Origin of the sequence: Ectobacillus panaciterrae DSM 19096, assembly GCF_000430785.1 — a bacterium.
Lineage (GTDB): Bacteria > Bacillota > Bacilli > Bacillales > Bacillaceae_G > Ectobacillus > Ectobacillus panaciterrae.
Window position 1 is genome coordinate 1 of sequence record NZ_AUMR01000094.1, and the last position, 14,928, is coordinate 14,928.

Genomic DNA, 14,928 nt, shown 5'->3' on the forward strand with positions numbered 1-14,928 from the left:
CAAGAGTTAAAAGAAGAAAAGCAGATGCCTGAAGGCATCCAACTAAGGCAAGTGAAATATCTCAACAATATCGTAGAGCAGGATCATCGCTTTATTAAAAAACGAATTCGCCCGATGCTTGGATTAAAGTCCTTACGGACTGCCAAACGAATTATTGCGGGGATAGAGGCTATGCACATGATCAAAAAAGGACAGACTCTCCAAAGGGAGAAGTCTGTCCAAAATCAAAAAGAATTCATTCATAAATTGTTTGGATTAGCTTCATAAGCTAGCAATTTAAAGGAAATTGACACTCTATGTTTCTATCGAGTATTTTTTGCACCAGAACCAGAAATTTCATCTAATCAATTCAATTATCATTGGAACTCAAATTTTACAGGTCTTAAAAAAAGATTTTCTAATGTATCTTTTGCATCCTTATTCTCAAACAAAATATCATATAAAGCGTTACTAATTGGAAGTTCAACATCATACTGTTCAGATAGTTCTTTCAATGCCTTGACTGTTGATACTCCTTCCGCCAATTTCTCAAACTTTTCACCTGAAACAAAGGCTTGTCCAAACTTCCGATTATGACTATGCAAGGAGAACAATGTTGCCTCATAATCGCCTAAATGACTCAATCCATAGATCGTTACATCATTTCCTCCCATAGCTGTAACGAGGCGTGAAAGTTCCCTGGTTCCTCTTGCCATAAGAGAACCTTTTAGACTGCTGTAATTCAATCCATCCAACATTCCCGCGGCAATTCCCATAACATTTTTCGTGGCTGCCCCTATCTCATTTCCAATCATATCTTGTCCGTAGTAAAACCTTATTAAATCACTATTAAACTCCTGAACAATTTTTTTTGTAATTTCGATATCTTCCGAATCAATCACCATACAGTTCGGAATATTATTTGCAAAATCTTGTACGTGCCCCGGGCCAACCCAAACTGCTATATTGGTATTGTTCCCTATTGTTTCACCGAATACTTGAGATAGCCTCTTTCCACTTGTAGCTTCTATTCCTTTCATACATAAGATGAAGGTTTTTCCTTGTATATCATTAATGAGGCTTAATTGATTAGCAAACGAACGTAATTCCTGTGCACTAATCGATATGATAATGATCTCTGCAAATGAAACTGCTTTGCGTAGAGAATTACTTAATTCAATATCTTCAGGTAGCTTAAGATAATCATTCATTCTAGTTTCATCTAATTTAATGTAATTATTTGAGCTCTCTCTCCCCCACAAAATTACATTATGACCAACTTTGTTAGCATACCAAGCTATAAAAGTGCCCCAACGCCCACAACCGAGAACTGAAATATTCAATAATCTCACCTTTTCCTGTATATTTTTTTGCTATCTTTCTCTTCTTGACAGGTTATGGTATCAATTCTATTATTCTTCAAATTGGCCCCTCATTCTGCGAATCGTTTTCGTACCCCATGTAGTTTCATTATTTCCATTTATTATGCTGGTAGCTAATTAGCTTTATTTGTTCATTTTTAAAATTATGAATAGATTCGATAGTATTTTTGTTAATCGACCAAATGTGTCTTGAACCATTCTAGGGCTGCGTTACTCGATTGATCGAAATATTGCGTATATGGATCAAAATGTCCGCCCGGTATCAGTGCCAGTTGTTTTGGTTCGAGTGCTTGTTCGTATGCAGCAAGCGCTAAATCGGTAGGCGTTATAAAATCGTTTTTTGCAATCAACATCAACAGCGGCGTGGGACTAATATTGGCAATAAAGGCCCCTGGCTCATAGCCTCTTGATAATTCAATGGAACGCAGTGTGACTTTATTGTTGAATTTCTCCGATCCTTTTAAATAAAATTCAAGCGCATCCTTCGATTTATAGACGCTGTTTTCAAATTCTCCACCGGGAACGACTGAATAATAAACAGGATCTCCGCCGCGTTGCCGGTTGAGTCTATCTTCGGCAAAGGAGGACAACAGCTCCGTGAGCGCATCTCCATTCACTCTTCGATGCGCAATTTTCGAGCCACTAATCGTCGGTACTTGGGAAACGACGCATTTTACTCGTTTATCGGTTGCACCTACAACTAAAACATGCCCTCCGCTATAACTTGTGCCCCAAATTCCAATGGATTCGCTGTCGACTTCCGAAAGCGAGCTGGCGTATGTTATGACATGCCGGTAGTCCTCAACTTGCTGCCACGGATCGATTTCGTGCCTTGGAGTTCCTTCGCTGTCGCCAAAATTTCGATAATCGAACAGCACGACCGCAAATCCGTTTTCGGCGAATTTCTTAGCGTACGACTCCAAATACATTTCCTTCAAACCTGCATATCCATGCGCCATCACAATAGCCGGATACGGCTCGGTTTTTTTTCTTAGTGGCAAATACAGCCATCCTTTGATCAGGGTTCCTTCCGCATTAATTTCTACATCTTTTCTTATAAAACCCAAATCTGTATTCATAACATTTTCACTCCCGGTAATAATTTATGATAAGGAGGATGGGCAAAAAGAATTCCGTTGGCATCGTGAATCCCTTAGTATCTGCCCGTAGTTACCTCCTCTTAAATTAGGTAACCTTCGACCATAAAAAAACTGAGTTTGAATAAAAATAGGACGAAGCAAGTTTTACCTTTATCTGCTCTTTTAAGAGGCAGAAAGATAAGTACAATTTCCAAGGTCATTTATAAGATGATATAAACAAGTTTCATCTTTATTGCAAAATCATAATCCTTTGAAGTTCAACACCGTCGCTTGTTTTGCTCTCCACTCTGTATATTCCTTTAGCCTGTTTTTTGTCATATAGGAAAAGTTAATTCCATGTAGAGCTTAGTTGCTTTCGGCACATTTTTATTGATAACGAGCATTTGATTAATTTTTGATCGCCAATTACGTTCAAACGTCGCAAGTGCCAAGGCGACGTCACTGTATATTTTTCATCAAGCTTCATGTTTGCACAGTGCGTTTTAAAAAAACATTCCATGAGCCCGAAATGCCGGAACTTACCTTCGGTCTTACTTGCCTATAAACGGAAATGTAGGCCGCGTTTTTTTCATTTTAAACGCTTCAACCGAGATAGGTAAAGCAAGTTTCACGTCTTCGCTTTCAAATAATGGAAGCCCTAATTCAAGAACTGCCTTATCAGCAGCGGAGAGACCTCCGGCCGCCCAGATTTGCAATAAGGCTTTGTGCACCGCATGAGCACGTGTCGGGCCTTTGGATAATTTTTCAGTAAAGTTCATTGCTTCATCAAACAGTTTATCGTCTGCCACAACCCGGTTCACCACACCGTGATGCTCCATAATCACCGCCGGAACTTGTTCGGATGTAAACGCCCATTCAATCGCTTTAGTTCGTCCAACTCGTTCTGCAACCCTGTAAATTCCGCCAAGGATTGTAATAATACCAAGTGTTTGCTCGGGGTGGCCGAAGCGTGCGGTTTCCCCAGCAAAGATGACATCTGCACGAATGGCCAATTCAAATCCTCCACCGAAGCATAGCCCTTGTACGGCAGCAATGGTCGGAACCGATAGCTCCTCAAACCGGTTAAAAGTTGCTAAATACCGCTCAAACAAGGTCCGTAATTCCTGTGCTGTCATGTCTGGCCACGGTACAATATCTCCTCCAAAGCTAAAGTCAGGGCCTTCCGCATGGAGCAATAGTGCGCGTGCGTCGCTGCATTCAATAGCACTCAATGCTTCGTCGAATTCATCGAGCATTTGTGGAGAAAGACGGTTTTGCGGTGGATTGCCCAGAGTAATAACGGCAATTTGGTTGTCTATTTTATAAGATAGATGAGACATAGCATTATTCTCCTTTCTCAGAATAAAAGTAGGACGGATCAACTTGACCACGAAGGCGTTCTCCGAGCAGAGTGGAAAACTGTAATGCACTTCTCAGAGGGCGATGATGAATCGCAATATGAGCAAGGGCACCGTTTTCGTTACGCGTAAGGATAGTGACACCCTTTAGCTGAACTCCACTAAAAGTCTGTGCTTCCCATTCTATATATTCTTGCAAACCGGCAGTTGTACCCCTTGTAAACGTCAAGATTTCATAAATTTTACTGGCTTCTTTCATCACCTTCTGCACATTATCTCGTCCCTTAATAGGGGAATTCAATATAACAGCTTCAAGCACCACATTTTCAGCAAATGTCTCCGCAAATGCGTCTTGAAACTTTTCAGTGAATGCGTTTTCCCATTCGTTTTTGTTCGATTTATTCATAACAATCACTCCCACTCAATCAATTTAAGATATTGGTTTATATATTGTGCAACTGCTTCCGATTGTTCAACATGCGACCAATGACCGCCCCCGTGTATGTCTTGCTTTATAACACGTCTAAAACGAGATGTTATGCCTGCAACCATCTCGTTGGTTACAAACGGGTCATCCATACCCCGCATTATCAGAACGGGACGAGTAAATTGACTCGGTGAATCGCCACCAGGATAGCCTTCGTTCCACATGTCAACAAGTGATACGACAACGTCCGGTCTCACATCTACATTCAATTCACAAAGTCGGTCTAAACTCTCTTGTGTAAGCCCGCGTGAAAATTGCTTGCGTAGTACTTTCTCAATCTCTGGGTGCTCACCAAGTTGCTTTAACGGTGCGACCACTTCGGCTGACGCTTTTACTCCTTCGAGAGGGACAGGTGTGAGTAACACCAGTCCTCGCGCAAGTCCAGGCTGCATACGGGTGACCAACTCTGCGATTTGCGCTCCCATACTTTGCCCTACAATCACAAAGGGTTTTCCAATTTGTTCGACGACTGAAGCAACATCTCTCGCATAGCGAGCAAGCGAAATTTCTCCCTCGATAGCCGTTAAAGCTCCCATTCCCGGCAAATCAAGATATACCTTTTGCAAGTCCTTTTCAGTAATAGAGGCAATAACATCGTCCCATACCTTGCCGGCATCCATAAATCCATGGACAAAAATAATGGCCCGAGATCCTTTGCTAGATGTCATAAAAGGAATGTGTGCACTCATTTTTCTTTCCTCCTTTGTGAGCATAATAAAGAATCTAATACAATAACAGTCTGCCTGTTGGGAATCTCGTGTAGAGTTCCAAAATCAGAGAACGCACTGCTTTTACAAAGATGGTAAATACAAGATGGTGCAAATAGTCTCATATGCCCCTATTTAACGGAGGACATTATTGCGGTTAAGTGGCGTCCCGTTCTTGCTCACAATTTTACCACGTAATACCATCCATGTTGGGAACCGCCTTACACTTTAAACAGATAAAGGCGTTCGGTAGCAGAGCAAAGGTGATTTCGGTGCAGCTAAGCGGATCGGCCTAGGCACCGTCCATGTAGAGTTACGTAACATTGCGTCTCTATTCCTTATGAGGAAGATTCATCATGCGACAAACCACATGGTCGACCTTCGGTAGCTCATTCGATGTCAAAATTAAAGCGCGCTACTTCATTCATCATTTTCCGCATGGATGCTACATACTCCGCGCCTAACTGACTCTCGAATTCGGCCTGAGCGCGTTCCCATCCAGGTCTTCCCAGTGCGAGGCGTTTAAGCCCTTCGTCGGTGATTGACACGATTCTGGCACGTCGATCCATTTCGCTAACTTGAATCGTAATCAAGCCATCACGCTCCAGAGGACGAAGATTATGTCCGATTGTGGCACGATCCATAACCATAAGGTCGGCTAGTTCCTTCATCGTCTTTGGTTCACGATGCTCGAGATAGGCTAAGATGGAGTATTGAGTAGCGCGTAACCCTGACTCAGACAAGCAGGCGTCGTAGAAGCGTGTAATGTGGCGTGCCGCGCTCCTTAACTTCTTACAGTTACATAGTTCATGGATATCATTGTCGGCGACCATAAAATTCACTCCTCCTCCATAACGCTGCCAGATGGTGACCAGTTTTTCTGATTCGAGGCTGCCCAATCTGTAGGACGGCCATCGAGACGATGCATGCGTGAGCCTTCGCGAGCCTTGAGTAATTCAGGATCTAATGGCGTCGTGAAGACATTGTCAACGAGGGTGTATTCAGCAGCAAGTCGACCAATAGGTGTAAGAGCTGCTGTATCTACATAGCCCTTCTCATGGTTGTAAAGATCGTCACGGACATGAAAGCGGACGACACGGCCCCAAACAACATTATCCTCAAATTCACCAACGGTAAAGACGCGTTCAAGCTTACATTCCATAGCTACGGGTGCAAGTGCAACACGCGGCGGTTTCACAACGACGCTGGGTGCTTTTTCAATCCCAAGGGATTCGAACTCGTCGACCTCTGATGCGTATTCAATTGCCGATTTATGCATGTTGTCAGCAAGGGGAAAAGGAACAAAATTAACGACGAATTCCCCTGTATCGCGGATGTTTACAAAAGTATCCTTTAGCGTTACCCCATCCGCACGACGTTGAATGGTGATTGAGACCATCGGAGGCTTTCGACCGACAGGCGAGAAGAAGGAAAACGGCGCAATATTCGCAGTACCATCCGTGGAAAGTGTGCTAATCCAGGCAATAGGCCTTGGTACGACCGTTGCAATTAAAAGTTTGTAAGCGCGAGCTGCATCGAGCTCTTCTGCATTAATAATCATTATTATTACCTCCTATAATAACTTACGGGATATCTTTCGCCGTAAAAAATGAGACATACCAATCACGTCTCGAAAGTGTGTGTAAAACTATACCCAAAACAGAAATGTACCCGTAATGAGACTATAGTGAATAGCCAATCGCCTTATCGCACTGCCGACCCCGTGCCCAATCACGGTTACGCCCCTGGAGATTCCCGATGACGAAAATGGAAGAGTTTTAGCGCCTATTCACATTGAAACACCTCAAATTCAATCCCCCAAGGCTTCAAGCAGCTGAGCCATGGATTGAAAATCTCATTACATAAATCATTTTAGTCTCATATGCCCCTAAATTACAAGAGAAAAGAAAATGGTTGTCGGCTTAACGTGTTCTACCTCGATTAAATTTATTATAAAAACTAAAGAAATAGGCACTGATTCATGAATGAAGTAATTATCCTTTAGATACTATGTGTTTTTTTCTGTCTACAAAGTGATAAATCGATGAAGTAATCATCTGGAATAGTTTGTTCAAACAACATTGGAATATACAATTAATTTCTTATAATTTCTGTGATGTTAAATAAAAAGACCCAACAATAGAATATATAGTTTTATTGTATGAACTATAAAAATTAAAAATTGTTATATTTACATCAATTTAAAAGAAATTTTATAATCACTTAAGTTTAATGTACTTTTAATAAGAAGAAGATTATCTAAAGTGTATGGTTAATCTCTTTTATATTAAGCAATAAATAAACTCTATTACAAAAAATAACTGCAAATTCATTCTAACTTCTCTTTATAACAGGACTATTTCAGAGAAGTTACAACATATTTATAAAAGGTGCGCTTTTTATATGTTCTTGTTTCTTCCAACTATCCAAAGAACGTAGTCATAAAAAGTTACATAATCCGGCAAAAGAATCCTTGGTGGAAGCTTACTGCACCAAGGGTTCTTTTGCCTTCTTAGTTCTGGAAAGAGTGATTATGTTAACTCAAGATGTGTATCATATACGAACTAAAAATAGAAAAAATGACTGATGGAAACGGGGCTGTTTTTTCTACTTTAAATGCCTAATATATTAAGTTATGACACCGAATGACATAAAAAAGAATGTCTATTGACAGTCTTTTTTGAAATTAAACCAGCACCCGTTAGCGTACATTAATTCTCAATCTTTACCTCCAGACCGTGACATTTAAAATTATAATTAGGATTTTTTCTAACTTCTTCTTTCTGAAGTTCATACATGGCTATTTTATAGTTTATTTCTTCCAAGTATTTTACGCTTTCTTCAATTTTCTTCTGCACTTCCAATTTATGCTGTATCAACATTTCTTCTCTTTGCAAGAAAGTAGTATTTCCTGCTACATAAAGGTCCTTATATTCTTTTATCTTAGAAATAGGCATTCCTGTCTCTCTGAGACAAAGAATAAAAGAAATCCAATCGATATGTTGTTCGTTATAAACTCTACGACCTCTTTCATCACGAGATACATTTGGCAGTATTCCTTGCTCTTCATAAAATCTAAGTGTCTTTGCAGATATATTTAAGTTCTCCACTACATATTTCATTGAATACAACATTACTCACCCCACCTTTGGTTACAGTTACTGTAACTAAAAATATATCATAAAGGAGAAATAAAAACAAAAACCCTTTATATAATCATATAAACATTAACGCTTGACTTACCCTAACGTTAACCACTTACACTAAAGTAGAACTTCTAATAGTGATAGTTGTAACGGCTCAGAATGGTAATAATAGTAGTCCAGATTAACTCAACATTAGAAGAATATTCGATAGAGAGGTTAAAGAAATGAATCAAAAATACAGTAGGTTATTTGAATCCTTCACATTCAGAAGTGGAATAACAATTAAGAATAGAATCGTTATGGCACCTATGACAACCTGGTCAAGTAATGACGATCTTACCATTTCGGATGACGAAGTAAAGTATTACAAACAAAGAGTGAATGGAGTAGGGCTCGTCATTACAGGGTGTACTCATGTTACACCTAATGGACAGGGTTTTACGAATGAATTCGCAGGGTACAATGATGAATTCACTCCAAGTTTACGAAAATTAGCTGAGGCAGCGAAAAGTGGAGGAGCTCCTGCGATCCTACAGATTTTCCATGCAGGCAATAAAGCCTTACCTGGTTTGGATGCAGTTAGTGCGAGTGCATTGCAACCCGAAGTTACTAATTTAGGTTCAACTTCAGAAACAAGAGAACTATCACATGAGGAGATCTTGTCGATTGTACGTGCTTTTGGAGACACAACAAGACGAGCGATTGAAGCCGGATTTGATGGCGTCGAAATTCATGGAGCTCATGGATTTTTAATACAGAATTTTTGGTCGCCAGCAACGAATCAACGGACGGACCAATGGGGAGGATCACTTGAAAATCGCTTGCGTTTTCCGTTGGCGATTATTGAAGAAATCAAAAATGTCATTGAAAAACATGCTACAAAACCATTCATTTTAGGATACCGATTTTCACCTGAAGAATCCTCCAAAGAGGACGGATTACGTATGAAAGACACGTATGAATTAATTAATTTCCTTGTTGAACAGGATTTAGATTATATACATGCTTCATTAGATAATGTGTCTTCAAATCCAGTAGATAGTCAAGATGAAAAAACACGGATTGAATTGATTCTTGAAAAAGCAAACGGTAAGGTACCAGTGTTGGCTGCTGGTTCCATGGTAACTCCAGATGATGCTCTTAAAACTATGGAATTAGGATTGCCGTTAGTTGCCATTGGACATACGTTAATTATGAACCCTGATTGGGTAGAAAAGGTCGCAAATGGACGTGAAGCCGAGATAGCTTCTGAGTTGAATGTTTCGAAACTAGACCAGCTTAATATTCCAGAAAAACTATGGAATGTTATTCAAGCAATGCCAGGTTGGTTTAATATTGGTAAATAAAAAAGTAGTCCCATGGGCTACTTTTTTATTTGCGATAACTCACATTATGTTAACTAGATTTACATATCGTGTACATAGTCCGAGTATATGACATAACGTATAAAAAGGTTAATTTTTTTTATGCGTATAATAAGGTTTATTTTACAGAGTAAATAGGCGTCTTATCATTAGTTTTTCTGTCATCTAAAAAGGTGTACCTTTTGAAACACTCGGTGGATTATTTTATACAAGGGGTACCGCCACATCGCCATCAAGGTACAGTAATTAAATACCCCCAAAACGAAAAAAATGCGTTATTCGGGGTCTGTGTAGCAATGGAGCAGGATCACGCAATAAGCTAGCAGACATTGATTTCCGGCATTATTGAGAGTATTAGCGGACATAAAAGCCTAATTTTCATGCTTCCGATGTCCACTAATGTTAATTAGGGGACATCAGTAGTTCCTGATCTTTTAGATCAGGACAATCAATTTCAATAAAAAGAGGGTAATTTTACTCTTTTCGTTTATTTCAGGATCATTTGAAATGTCCGCTAATGCATTTGTTGCGTCTTTTTGTTCCATTGCTACACAAAGGCCCATACTGATTTATTTGTTTTAAATACAATAGCAGAGTACACAGGGTTGTCTAAATCAACTGTATCGAGATTACTAAAGCAGTTATAAAAGTGTCCCATCATGTGTTCCTTTGTACTATAGGGGCTTATGCCTAGTGTAAGCTTGCCCGTTTTTCAGCCTCATTTATGGGGCTATTTTTATTGTTTTTTGTTGGGGGAGGCGCCGGGAGCGATGCGACCGTGTATGTCTTAGGCCAGCGGCAGGGTAGACTATCTTTGCTTTGTGCCCTTTACAGGATATCCTTTCTGTATTGCCGAATGTGTGGATATGGGAAGGGGAGGATGGAATGGACAGAATTTCAGAAGTAATGGATAAGATCTTAGAAGCAATTAATGAGGAAGCTGACAAGAGGAAGCCTAACTTTGGAGCCATTGACAGTGCGAGAGCAGGAATAGCAGGGGATGGGCATTCTTTCTTTGTAGCCATTCTTAGGTTAGAGAATGAGGGTTACTTAACAGGTATTGAGACGATCCCGAAGTATGCTGTTGAAGATACGGTTAGAATCGCTTGGCTTAGAGAGGATGTGATTTTACATAATAAGGCTAAAAAACGCCTTGATGAAATACTAGGTTAGTTTTATGAGGGGTCCCGCCAGCATTTTGGAAAAAAACCACGCTAAGCAAAAAAATACAATAAGCCGTCCATTAGGACGGCTTTACTGGTATGCTGTATTATTCTCATGGCGTATAATTTCCTTTTCTTTTTTGTTTCCATAGCGAATTTTTTCATAATCTCAAGTAGAGTGATGTAAATTTGAAATTTCGCACACTAAAATTTGAAATTTCAGTATGCAAACTTCAATTATCCTCTTTGTACAAGCGATATTTATCTGAGTTATCATGAAATAGCATATCAATCCAAGGGGGAATTATCGTGAAAACAGAGGACTTTTTAGTGACGTTTCATTTACCAAAAGGACAATTGGAACAGACGATCTGTGAAGAAAACTTGTCTGTTTTACGAAATAAATTAATGATGGACATTATCGATAGAAATATTGACTACATAGAAATTGACGGAACTATTATCTTTACACGGCATATCAAATCATTCGATATACGAGAAAAATAGAGAGCTGCCTAGCAAGGCAGCTCTTGTTTACATAATCAGTGTTATCGGAAGTAAATATGTGGTGTTTATTATTTATTATTTGACGTATCCAATGCCTGTTGTAATCTGAGAATAAGTTCCTTTTCTTTGATATAGAAATGTCTTATTGGAACAACAACATAAAATGGAGCTAGATGCCATAGTTCTAGTGGGAATTCATCGTAAACTACAATAATAGTTAATTCTATATGATTCTGGTTCTTAGTTTGCTTTAGATACTCGGATAAATGTTCATGTATTCTTCCAGCCTTTTCATCAGTAGATCTTTGTAATGCAAATTTACCTGCAAAACTCCTCCACCAAGTCTTAAAGGACAGATATGCTTCATTGAAATTATCTAATGCTTCTTGGTCTTTTTGAAACAAGAGGTTATAAAAGGTTTTTTTCTCCTCATTGAAAATTATAAGGTCTTGTATAGAATCTTGGGATATCCTCTGCACAATACTGCTCCATAACTCCTTAAAGGAAGTATCAAATGCTTCTTTTTCTATCATCATACATTTGGAGTTTTTGTAGGGAAACTTGTAGTCAGTCTCATCGTAATGGCTATTTAGAAATTCATTTTGAAGGTATATCAGAAAATTAAGGGAATACGAGGTCTTCATCTTCATCGTTAGAGAACTTTTCATACTGGATTCACTCCTTTATCATCTATACTGCCGAATCCTTTATATGGTAATTTACCACTTCATTGTATCAGGTTCGTTGACATTACAGAACGGGGTCCCGTCGTCAAAACATGGATATCATATGCTAAGTAAAAAAAGCCGTCCTAATGGGCGGCCTTGCTGTTGACATAATGTGTGTTATCGGTAGTCGTTTCCTAATCTGAAAGCCCATCTCCTCCGTCTCCATCATCTCCATCATCCCCATCAAAGCCAATGAGTTTATTATCACTTTTCATGGGATAATCCGAGTGATCTATGGGATCAGAATTAGTTTTGCGCACAATATATGCTAAAAAGCCGATACCGGCTAAATAACAAAGAGCTGTAATCATGCAATTTCTCCCTCCTCAATATTAATACATTCGGGAATAAGAGTTAGTAGTACAACTCTTTGTAGCCAGTTAACATAAGATTCGAAGGCGGAAGTCGAGGGCAGATTACTCTGTAATGCCCATGCCAATAAGTTTGAACGTCTTTTTGTCAGCATAAAAGGCTATATTGTTTGGACATTGTATCTTTTTTATTTTGAAATCAACCATATAAACTTCCTTGCCAATGTATGACTTATCAGTGCTTGGATGTTTAGCCGTCTGTTTCGTCAAGGTGACAGTAGAAACTGTTGCATCTTTCCACGTTCCTGCGATACGTTCCTTATCTCTTGAAGATAGTTGGTTCCAGATGGCTTCTCTCACATCTTTTGTTTCATTGTTTTGGCTGACTGATGCTGTGCTTGTAGATGAAGTAGCGCAAGCAACTATACCCAACATCAGAACCGCTAAAACAGCAAACAAAACACCCTTCTTCAAAAAGCACCCCTCCTTTATCCATATGTTCCCGTAAAATTCAGCAGTTATTAGGATAATCCCTGTATGTATGCTCTATTCATGTAAGGTTGACATAACATCACATTATCGGTAGTCAATGTATGTAGGAAACTACCAAAAACCCTTCAGTTAGATGATCTGAAGGGCTGTTGTGTTTTTACATAATTAGCGTTCTTGGAAGTGAAAATTAGAACTCATATATTACTTCTATCGTACAAGAAGGAGTCCTGAATTAAATAATGTTGAACCGCCTTTATAAAAAAAGACTCTTGTACCGTCTTCTCTTGATATAAACCCTGCCTGTACAGGTGAATGTTCTACCGCATTTTGTTCTTCTACGCTCACAACCATAAGTCGGTCTCCGTCTAAGTTGTTAATCTTTATAGGTCCTTTCTGATTTTGTGCAGACACCTGTGTGCCTTGCGAATCGTTTCCTTCCGCAAAACCCATTGATAACGTAAGAACCCCTGCAAAACACAGAACCAAACCAAGTCTTTTCTTCATATACCGCACCTCCTATTATAACAATCAATTTATCCAAACACTTTTCTCTGTTATAAATAGTCTATGTTGGCTTGTCTAATCATTATGTTTCTCCAATATATTCTACAAACAAGGAAATGAACCATTTTTTACCATTAAGAAGAATTGATTTGTTATATCGGGGTCTGTGTAGCAATGGAACTTTTTTACGCAATAAGTATTAGCGGACATTGATTTTCGTCATTATTGCGTGTATTAGAGGACATAAAAGCCTAATTTTCATGCTTGCGATGTCCACTAATATTACTTAGGGGACATGAGTAGTTCCCAATCTCTTAAATCATAGCGAGATATTCTGATAAAAAGAGGGTAATTTTACTCTTTTCGTTCAGTTTAGGGTCATTTAGAATGTTCGCTAATGCTTATTGCATGATCCTGCTCCATTGCTACACAGACCCCAAAATCGGTTCTTGTTAGTTCGTCGAATAAAAATTCACCTTTTCATAAGAATTTGTAATAGGATTGAATACCTCGCCTTTATTGTTGATTTTTCTATATCCAAATGCATCTCCCATCACAAAATAATTATTTGGAGCAGGGTTACGAGATAAGAAAACCATGATTTCCGAGTTTTTATCTTTATCTTTATTAGCTTGTTGTTCAGGTTTAAAAACAACCTTTTGAGATTCACGCTCTTGTTTAGAATATTGTTTTTGCTTATGAAGAATACCATTGCTATCAACTTTATCGGGTGCTGGTGGGGTGTTATTCAGATAAGTATCCAGAGTCACTTCGCCTCCATAATACACTATATCTATCCCATTCTTCATTTCTGAATCGGTCAGAGTTCCCTTTAGCAATTTAGTTATTTTCATGTGTGACTCAGTTTCAATCAAATCATGGTCTACAAAAGATTTATTATCTTTCTCAAATTTCCCTACTAAAACAACATCCGCCGCTTGATACATTTTGTAAATAGAGGACACAGCTTCGATATAATTCGGATGGAAAGAAATTGCAAATGCGGTTTTCATGCCTGCTGTTGTTCCACTTATCGTTTCATTTTTATTATCCTTTTTCATACTTGATGAAACGCTTTTAGACGTGGCTGGAGAATTGATTGACTTCTTCTCATCCTGATTGGAGCAAGCAACTACACCCAACATCAGAACCGCTAAAACAGCAAATAAAATGCCCTTCTTCAAAAAGCACCCCTCCTTTTGTCCGTCTATCACCATAAGATTCATCAGTTATTGGGACAATCCCTGCACGTATCCCAGATTCATGGCAAGTTAACGTAATCCCTCATTATCGGAAGTCAATGTATCTATAAGTCTACAAAAAAATCCCTCCAGTTAAGCGATCTGAAGGGCATTCTTGTTCACATAATCAGTGTTATCGGTAGTCACTGTATCTATAAGTTCACAAAAAGTCTCTTAATTGTATTAGTGTGAACTTTTTGTAAATATCGTTAAAATACCATATAATACCTTGAAAGTAATTAATTTCAATCATATAATCGATTTAGGTAAAAAAGAAACGCTGACTTGACGACAAGAAGCGCTAAAAAGTTCTTATGTATCATAATAATTTGAATTACAAAACTCGTATTCCGATGTTTCTGTAATTACTCAATTATTTAATACATCTGAGTAACTTTTTATGCGCTTTTTTATTTCTTTTTTATCGCTTATCTTTCTCAAAAACTTACACATTAGGAGGAAATCGAAATGGAAAAAATG

General features: G+C 38.8%; 18 protein-coding genes. 5 read left to right on the plus strand and 13 right to left on the minus strand.

The window, feature by feature from the left end; all coding sequences use genetic code 11:
• On the plus strand, positions 1-267 hold a 267-nt coding region (locus H540_RS0118495), incomplete at its 5' end, for a DDE-type integrase/transposase/recombinase (protein WP_028401907.1).
• A gap of 89 nt (positions 268-356) precedes the next feature.
• Here H540_RS0118495 and H540_RS0118500 read toward each other — a convergent pair.
• The 8 genes from H540_RS0118500 to H540_RS0118535 form a co-directional block, all read right to left on the minus strand.
• Positions 357-1,331, minus strand: a complete 975-nt coding sequence (locus tag H540_RS0118500) for an NAD(P)H-dependent glycerol-3-phosphate dehydrogenase (protein ID WP_245592283.1) — start codon at positions 1,329-1,331, stop codon at positions 357-359.
• 200 nt (positions 1,332-1,531) lie between these two features.
• Positions 1,532-2,440, minus strand: a complete 909-nt coding sequence (locus H540_RS0118505; RefSeq protein WP_028401909.1) for an alpha/beta hydrolase — start codon at positions 2,438-2,440, stop codon at positions 1,532-1,534.
• Between the two features lie 551 nt (positions 2,441-2,991).
• Positions 2,992-3,780, minus strand: coding sequence for an enoyl-CoA hydratase/isomerase family protein (locus tag H540_RS0118510; protein WP_028401910.1), 789 nt, complete (start codon positions 3,778-3,780; stop codon positions 2,992-2,994).
• A 4-nt stretch (positions 3,781-3,784) separates the two neighbouring features.
• The gene (locus H540_RS0118515; RefSeq protein WP_028401911.1) at positions 3,785-4,204 is read right to left on the minus strand and encodes a nuclear transport factor 2 family protein; all 420 of its coding nucleotides are present in this window, start codon (positions 4,202-4,204) and stop codon (positions 3,785-3,787) included.
• 5 nt (positions 4,205-4,209) lie between these two features.
• The gene (locus H540_RS0118520; RefSeq protein ID WP_028401912.1) at positions 4,210-4,974 is read right to left on the minus strand and encodes an alpha/beta fold hydrolase; all 765 of its coding nucleotides are present in this window, start codon (positions 4,972-4,974) and stop codon (positions 4,210-4,212) included.
• 407 nt (positions 4,975-5,381) lie between these two features.
• Positions 5,382-5,825 carry a MarR family winged helix-turn-helix transcriptional regulator gene (locus H540_RS30190; protein ID WP_034671376.1) on the minus strand — a complete coding sequence of 148 codons (444 nt, stop codon included), beginning with the start codon at positions 5,823-5,825 and terminating at the stop codon, positions 5,382-5,384.
• Between the two features lie 5 nt (positions 5,826-5,830).
• Entirely contained in the window at positions 5,831-6,553 is a 723-nt protein-coding gene (locus H540_RS0118530) for a flavin reductase family protein (protein WP_028401913.1), read from the minus strand.
• 1,150 nt (positions 6,554-7,703) lie between these two features.
• Positions 7,704-8,126 (minus strand): MerR family transcriptional regulator, encoded by a 423-nt coding sequence (locus tag H540_RS0118535; protein ID WP_028401914.1) that lies wholly within the window; start codon positions 8,124-8,126, stop codon positions 7,704-7,706.
• Between the two features lie 236 nt (positions 8,127-8,362).
• Between H540_RS0118535 and H540_RS0118540 the strand changes: the two genes are divergently transcribed.
• From H540_RS0118540 to H540_RS0118550, 4 genes are all read left to right on the plus strand, one after another.
• The gene (locus H540_RS0118540; protein WP_028401915.1) at positions 8,363-9,484 is read left to right on the plus strand and encodes an NADH-dependent flavin oxidoreductase; all 1,122 of its coding nucleotides are present in this window, start codon (positions 8,363-8,365) and stop codon (positions 9,482-9,484) included.
• 554 nt (positions 9,485-10,038) lie between these two features.
• Positions 10,039-10,149 carry a helix-turn-helix domain-containing protein gene (locus tag H540_RS35610; RefSeq protein ID WP_162144545.1) on the plus strand — a complete coding sequence of 37 codons (111 nt, stop codon included), beginning with the start codon at positions 10,039-10,041 and terminating at the stop codon, positions 10,147-10,149.
• Between the two features lie 238 nt (positions 10,150-10,387).
• A complete protein-coding gene (locus H540_RS0118545) occupies positions 10,388-10,675 on the plus strand; it encodes a hypothetical protein (protein WP_028401916.1) in 288 nt (95 codons plus the stop codon).
• 299 nt (positions 10,676-10,974) lie between these two features.
• Positions 10,975-11,172, plus strand: a complete 198-nt coding sequence (locus tag H540_RS0118550; protein ID WP_028401917.1) for a hypothetical protein — start codon at positions 10,975-10,977, stop codon at positions 11,170-11,172.
• Between the two features lie 68 nt (positions 11,173-11,240).
• Here the strand turns inward: H540_RS0118550 and H540_RS0118555 are convergent, their stop codons facing one another.
• The 5 genes from H540_RS0118555 to H540_RS0118575 all read right to left on the minus strand — a co-directional run bounded on the left by H540_RS0118555 (position 11,241) and on the right by H540_RS0118575 (position 14,391).
• Positions 11,241-11,840 (minus strand): hypothetical protein, encoded by a 600-nt coding sequence (locus tag H540_RS0118555; RefSeq protein ID WP_028401918.1) that lies wholly within the window; start codon positions 11,838-11,840, stop codon positions 11,241-11,243.
• Positions 11,841-12,034: 194 nt separating this feature from the next.
• A complete protein-coding gene (locus H540_RS33375; protein WP_155891071.1) occupies positions 12,035-12,211 on the minus strand; it encodes a hypothetical protein in 177 nt (58 codons plus the stop codon).
• Positions 12,212-12,316: 105 nt separating this feature from the next.
• Positions 12,317-12,685, minus strand: a complete 369-nt coding sequence (locus H540_RS0118565) for a hypothetical protein (protein ID WP_051317181.1) — start codon at positions 12,683-12,685, stop codon at positions 12,317-12,319.
• A 225-nt stretch (positions 12,686-12,910) separates the two neighbouring features.
• Complete coding sequence (locus tag H540_RS0118570) at positions 12,911-13,207, minus strand: hypothetical protein (protein ID WP_028401920.1); 297 nt, start codon at positions 13,205-13,207, stop codon at positions 12,911-12,913.
• A 452-nt stretch (positions 13,208-13,659) separates the two neighbouring features.
• Complete coding sequence (locus H540_RS0118575; RefSeq protein WP_028401921.1) at positions 13,660-14,391, minus strand: hypothetical protein; 732 nt, start codon at positions 14,389-14,391, stop codon at positions 13,660-13,662.
• Positions 14,392-14,928 lie beyond the last annotated feature (537 nt).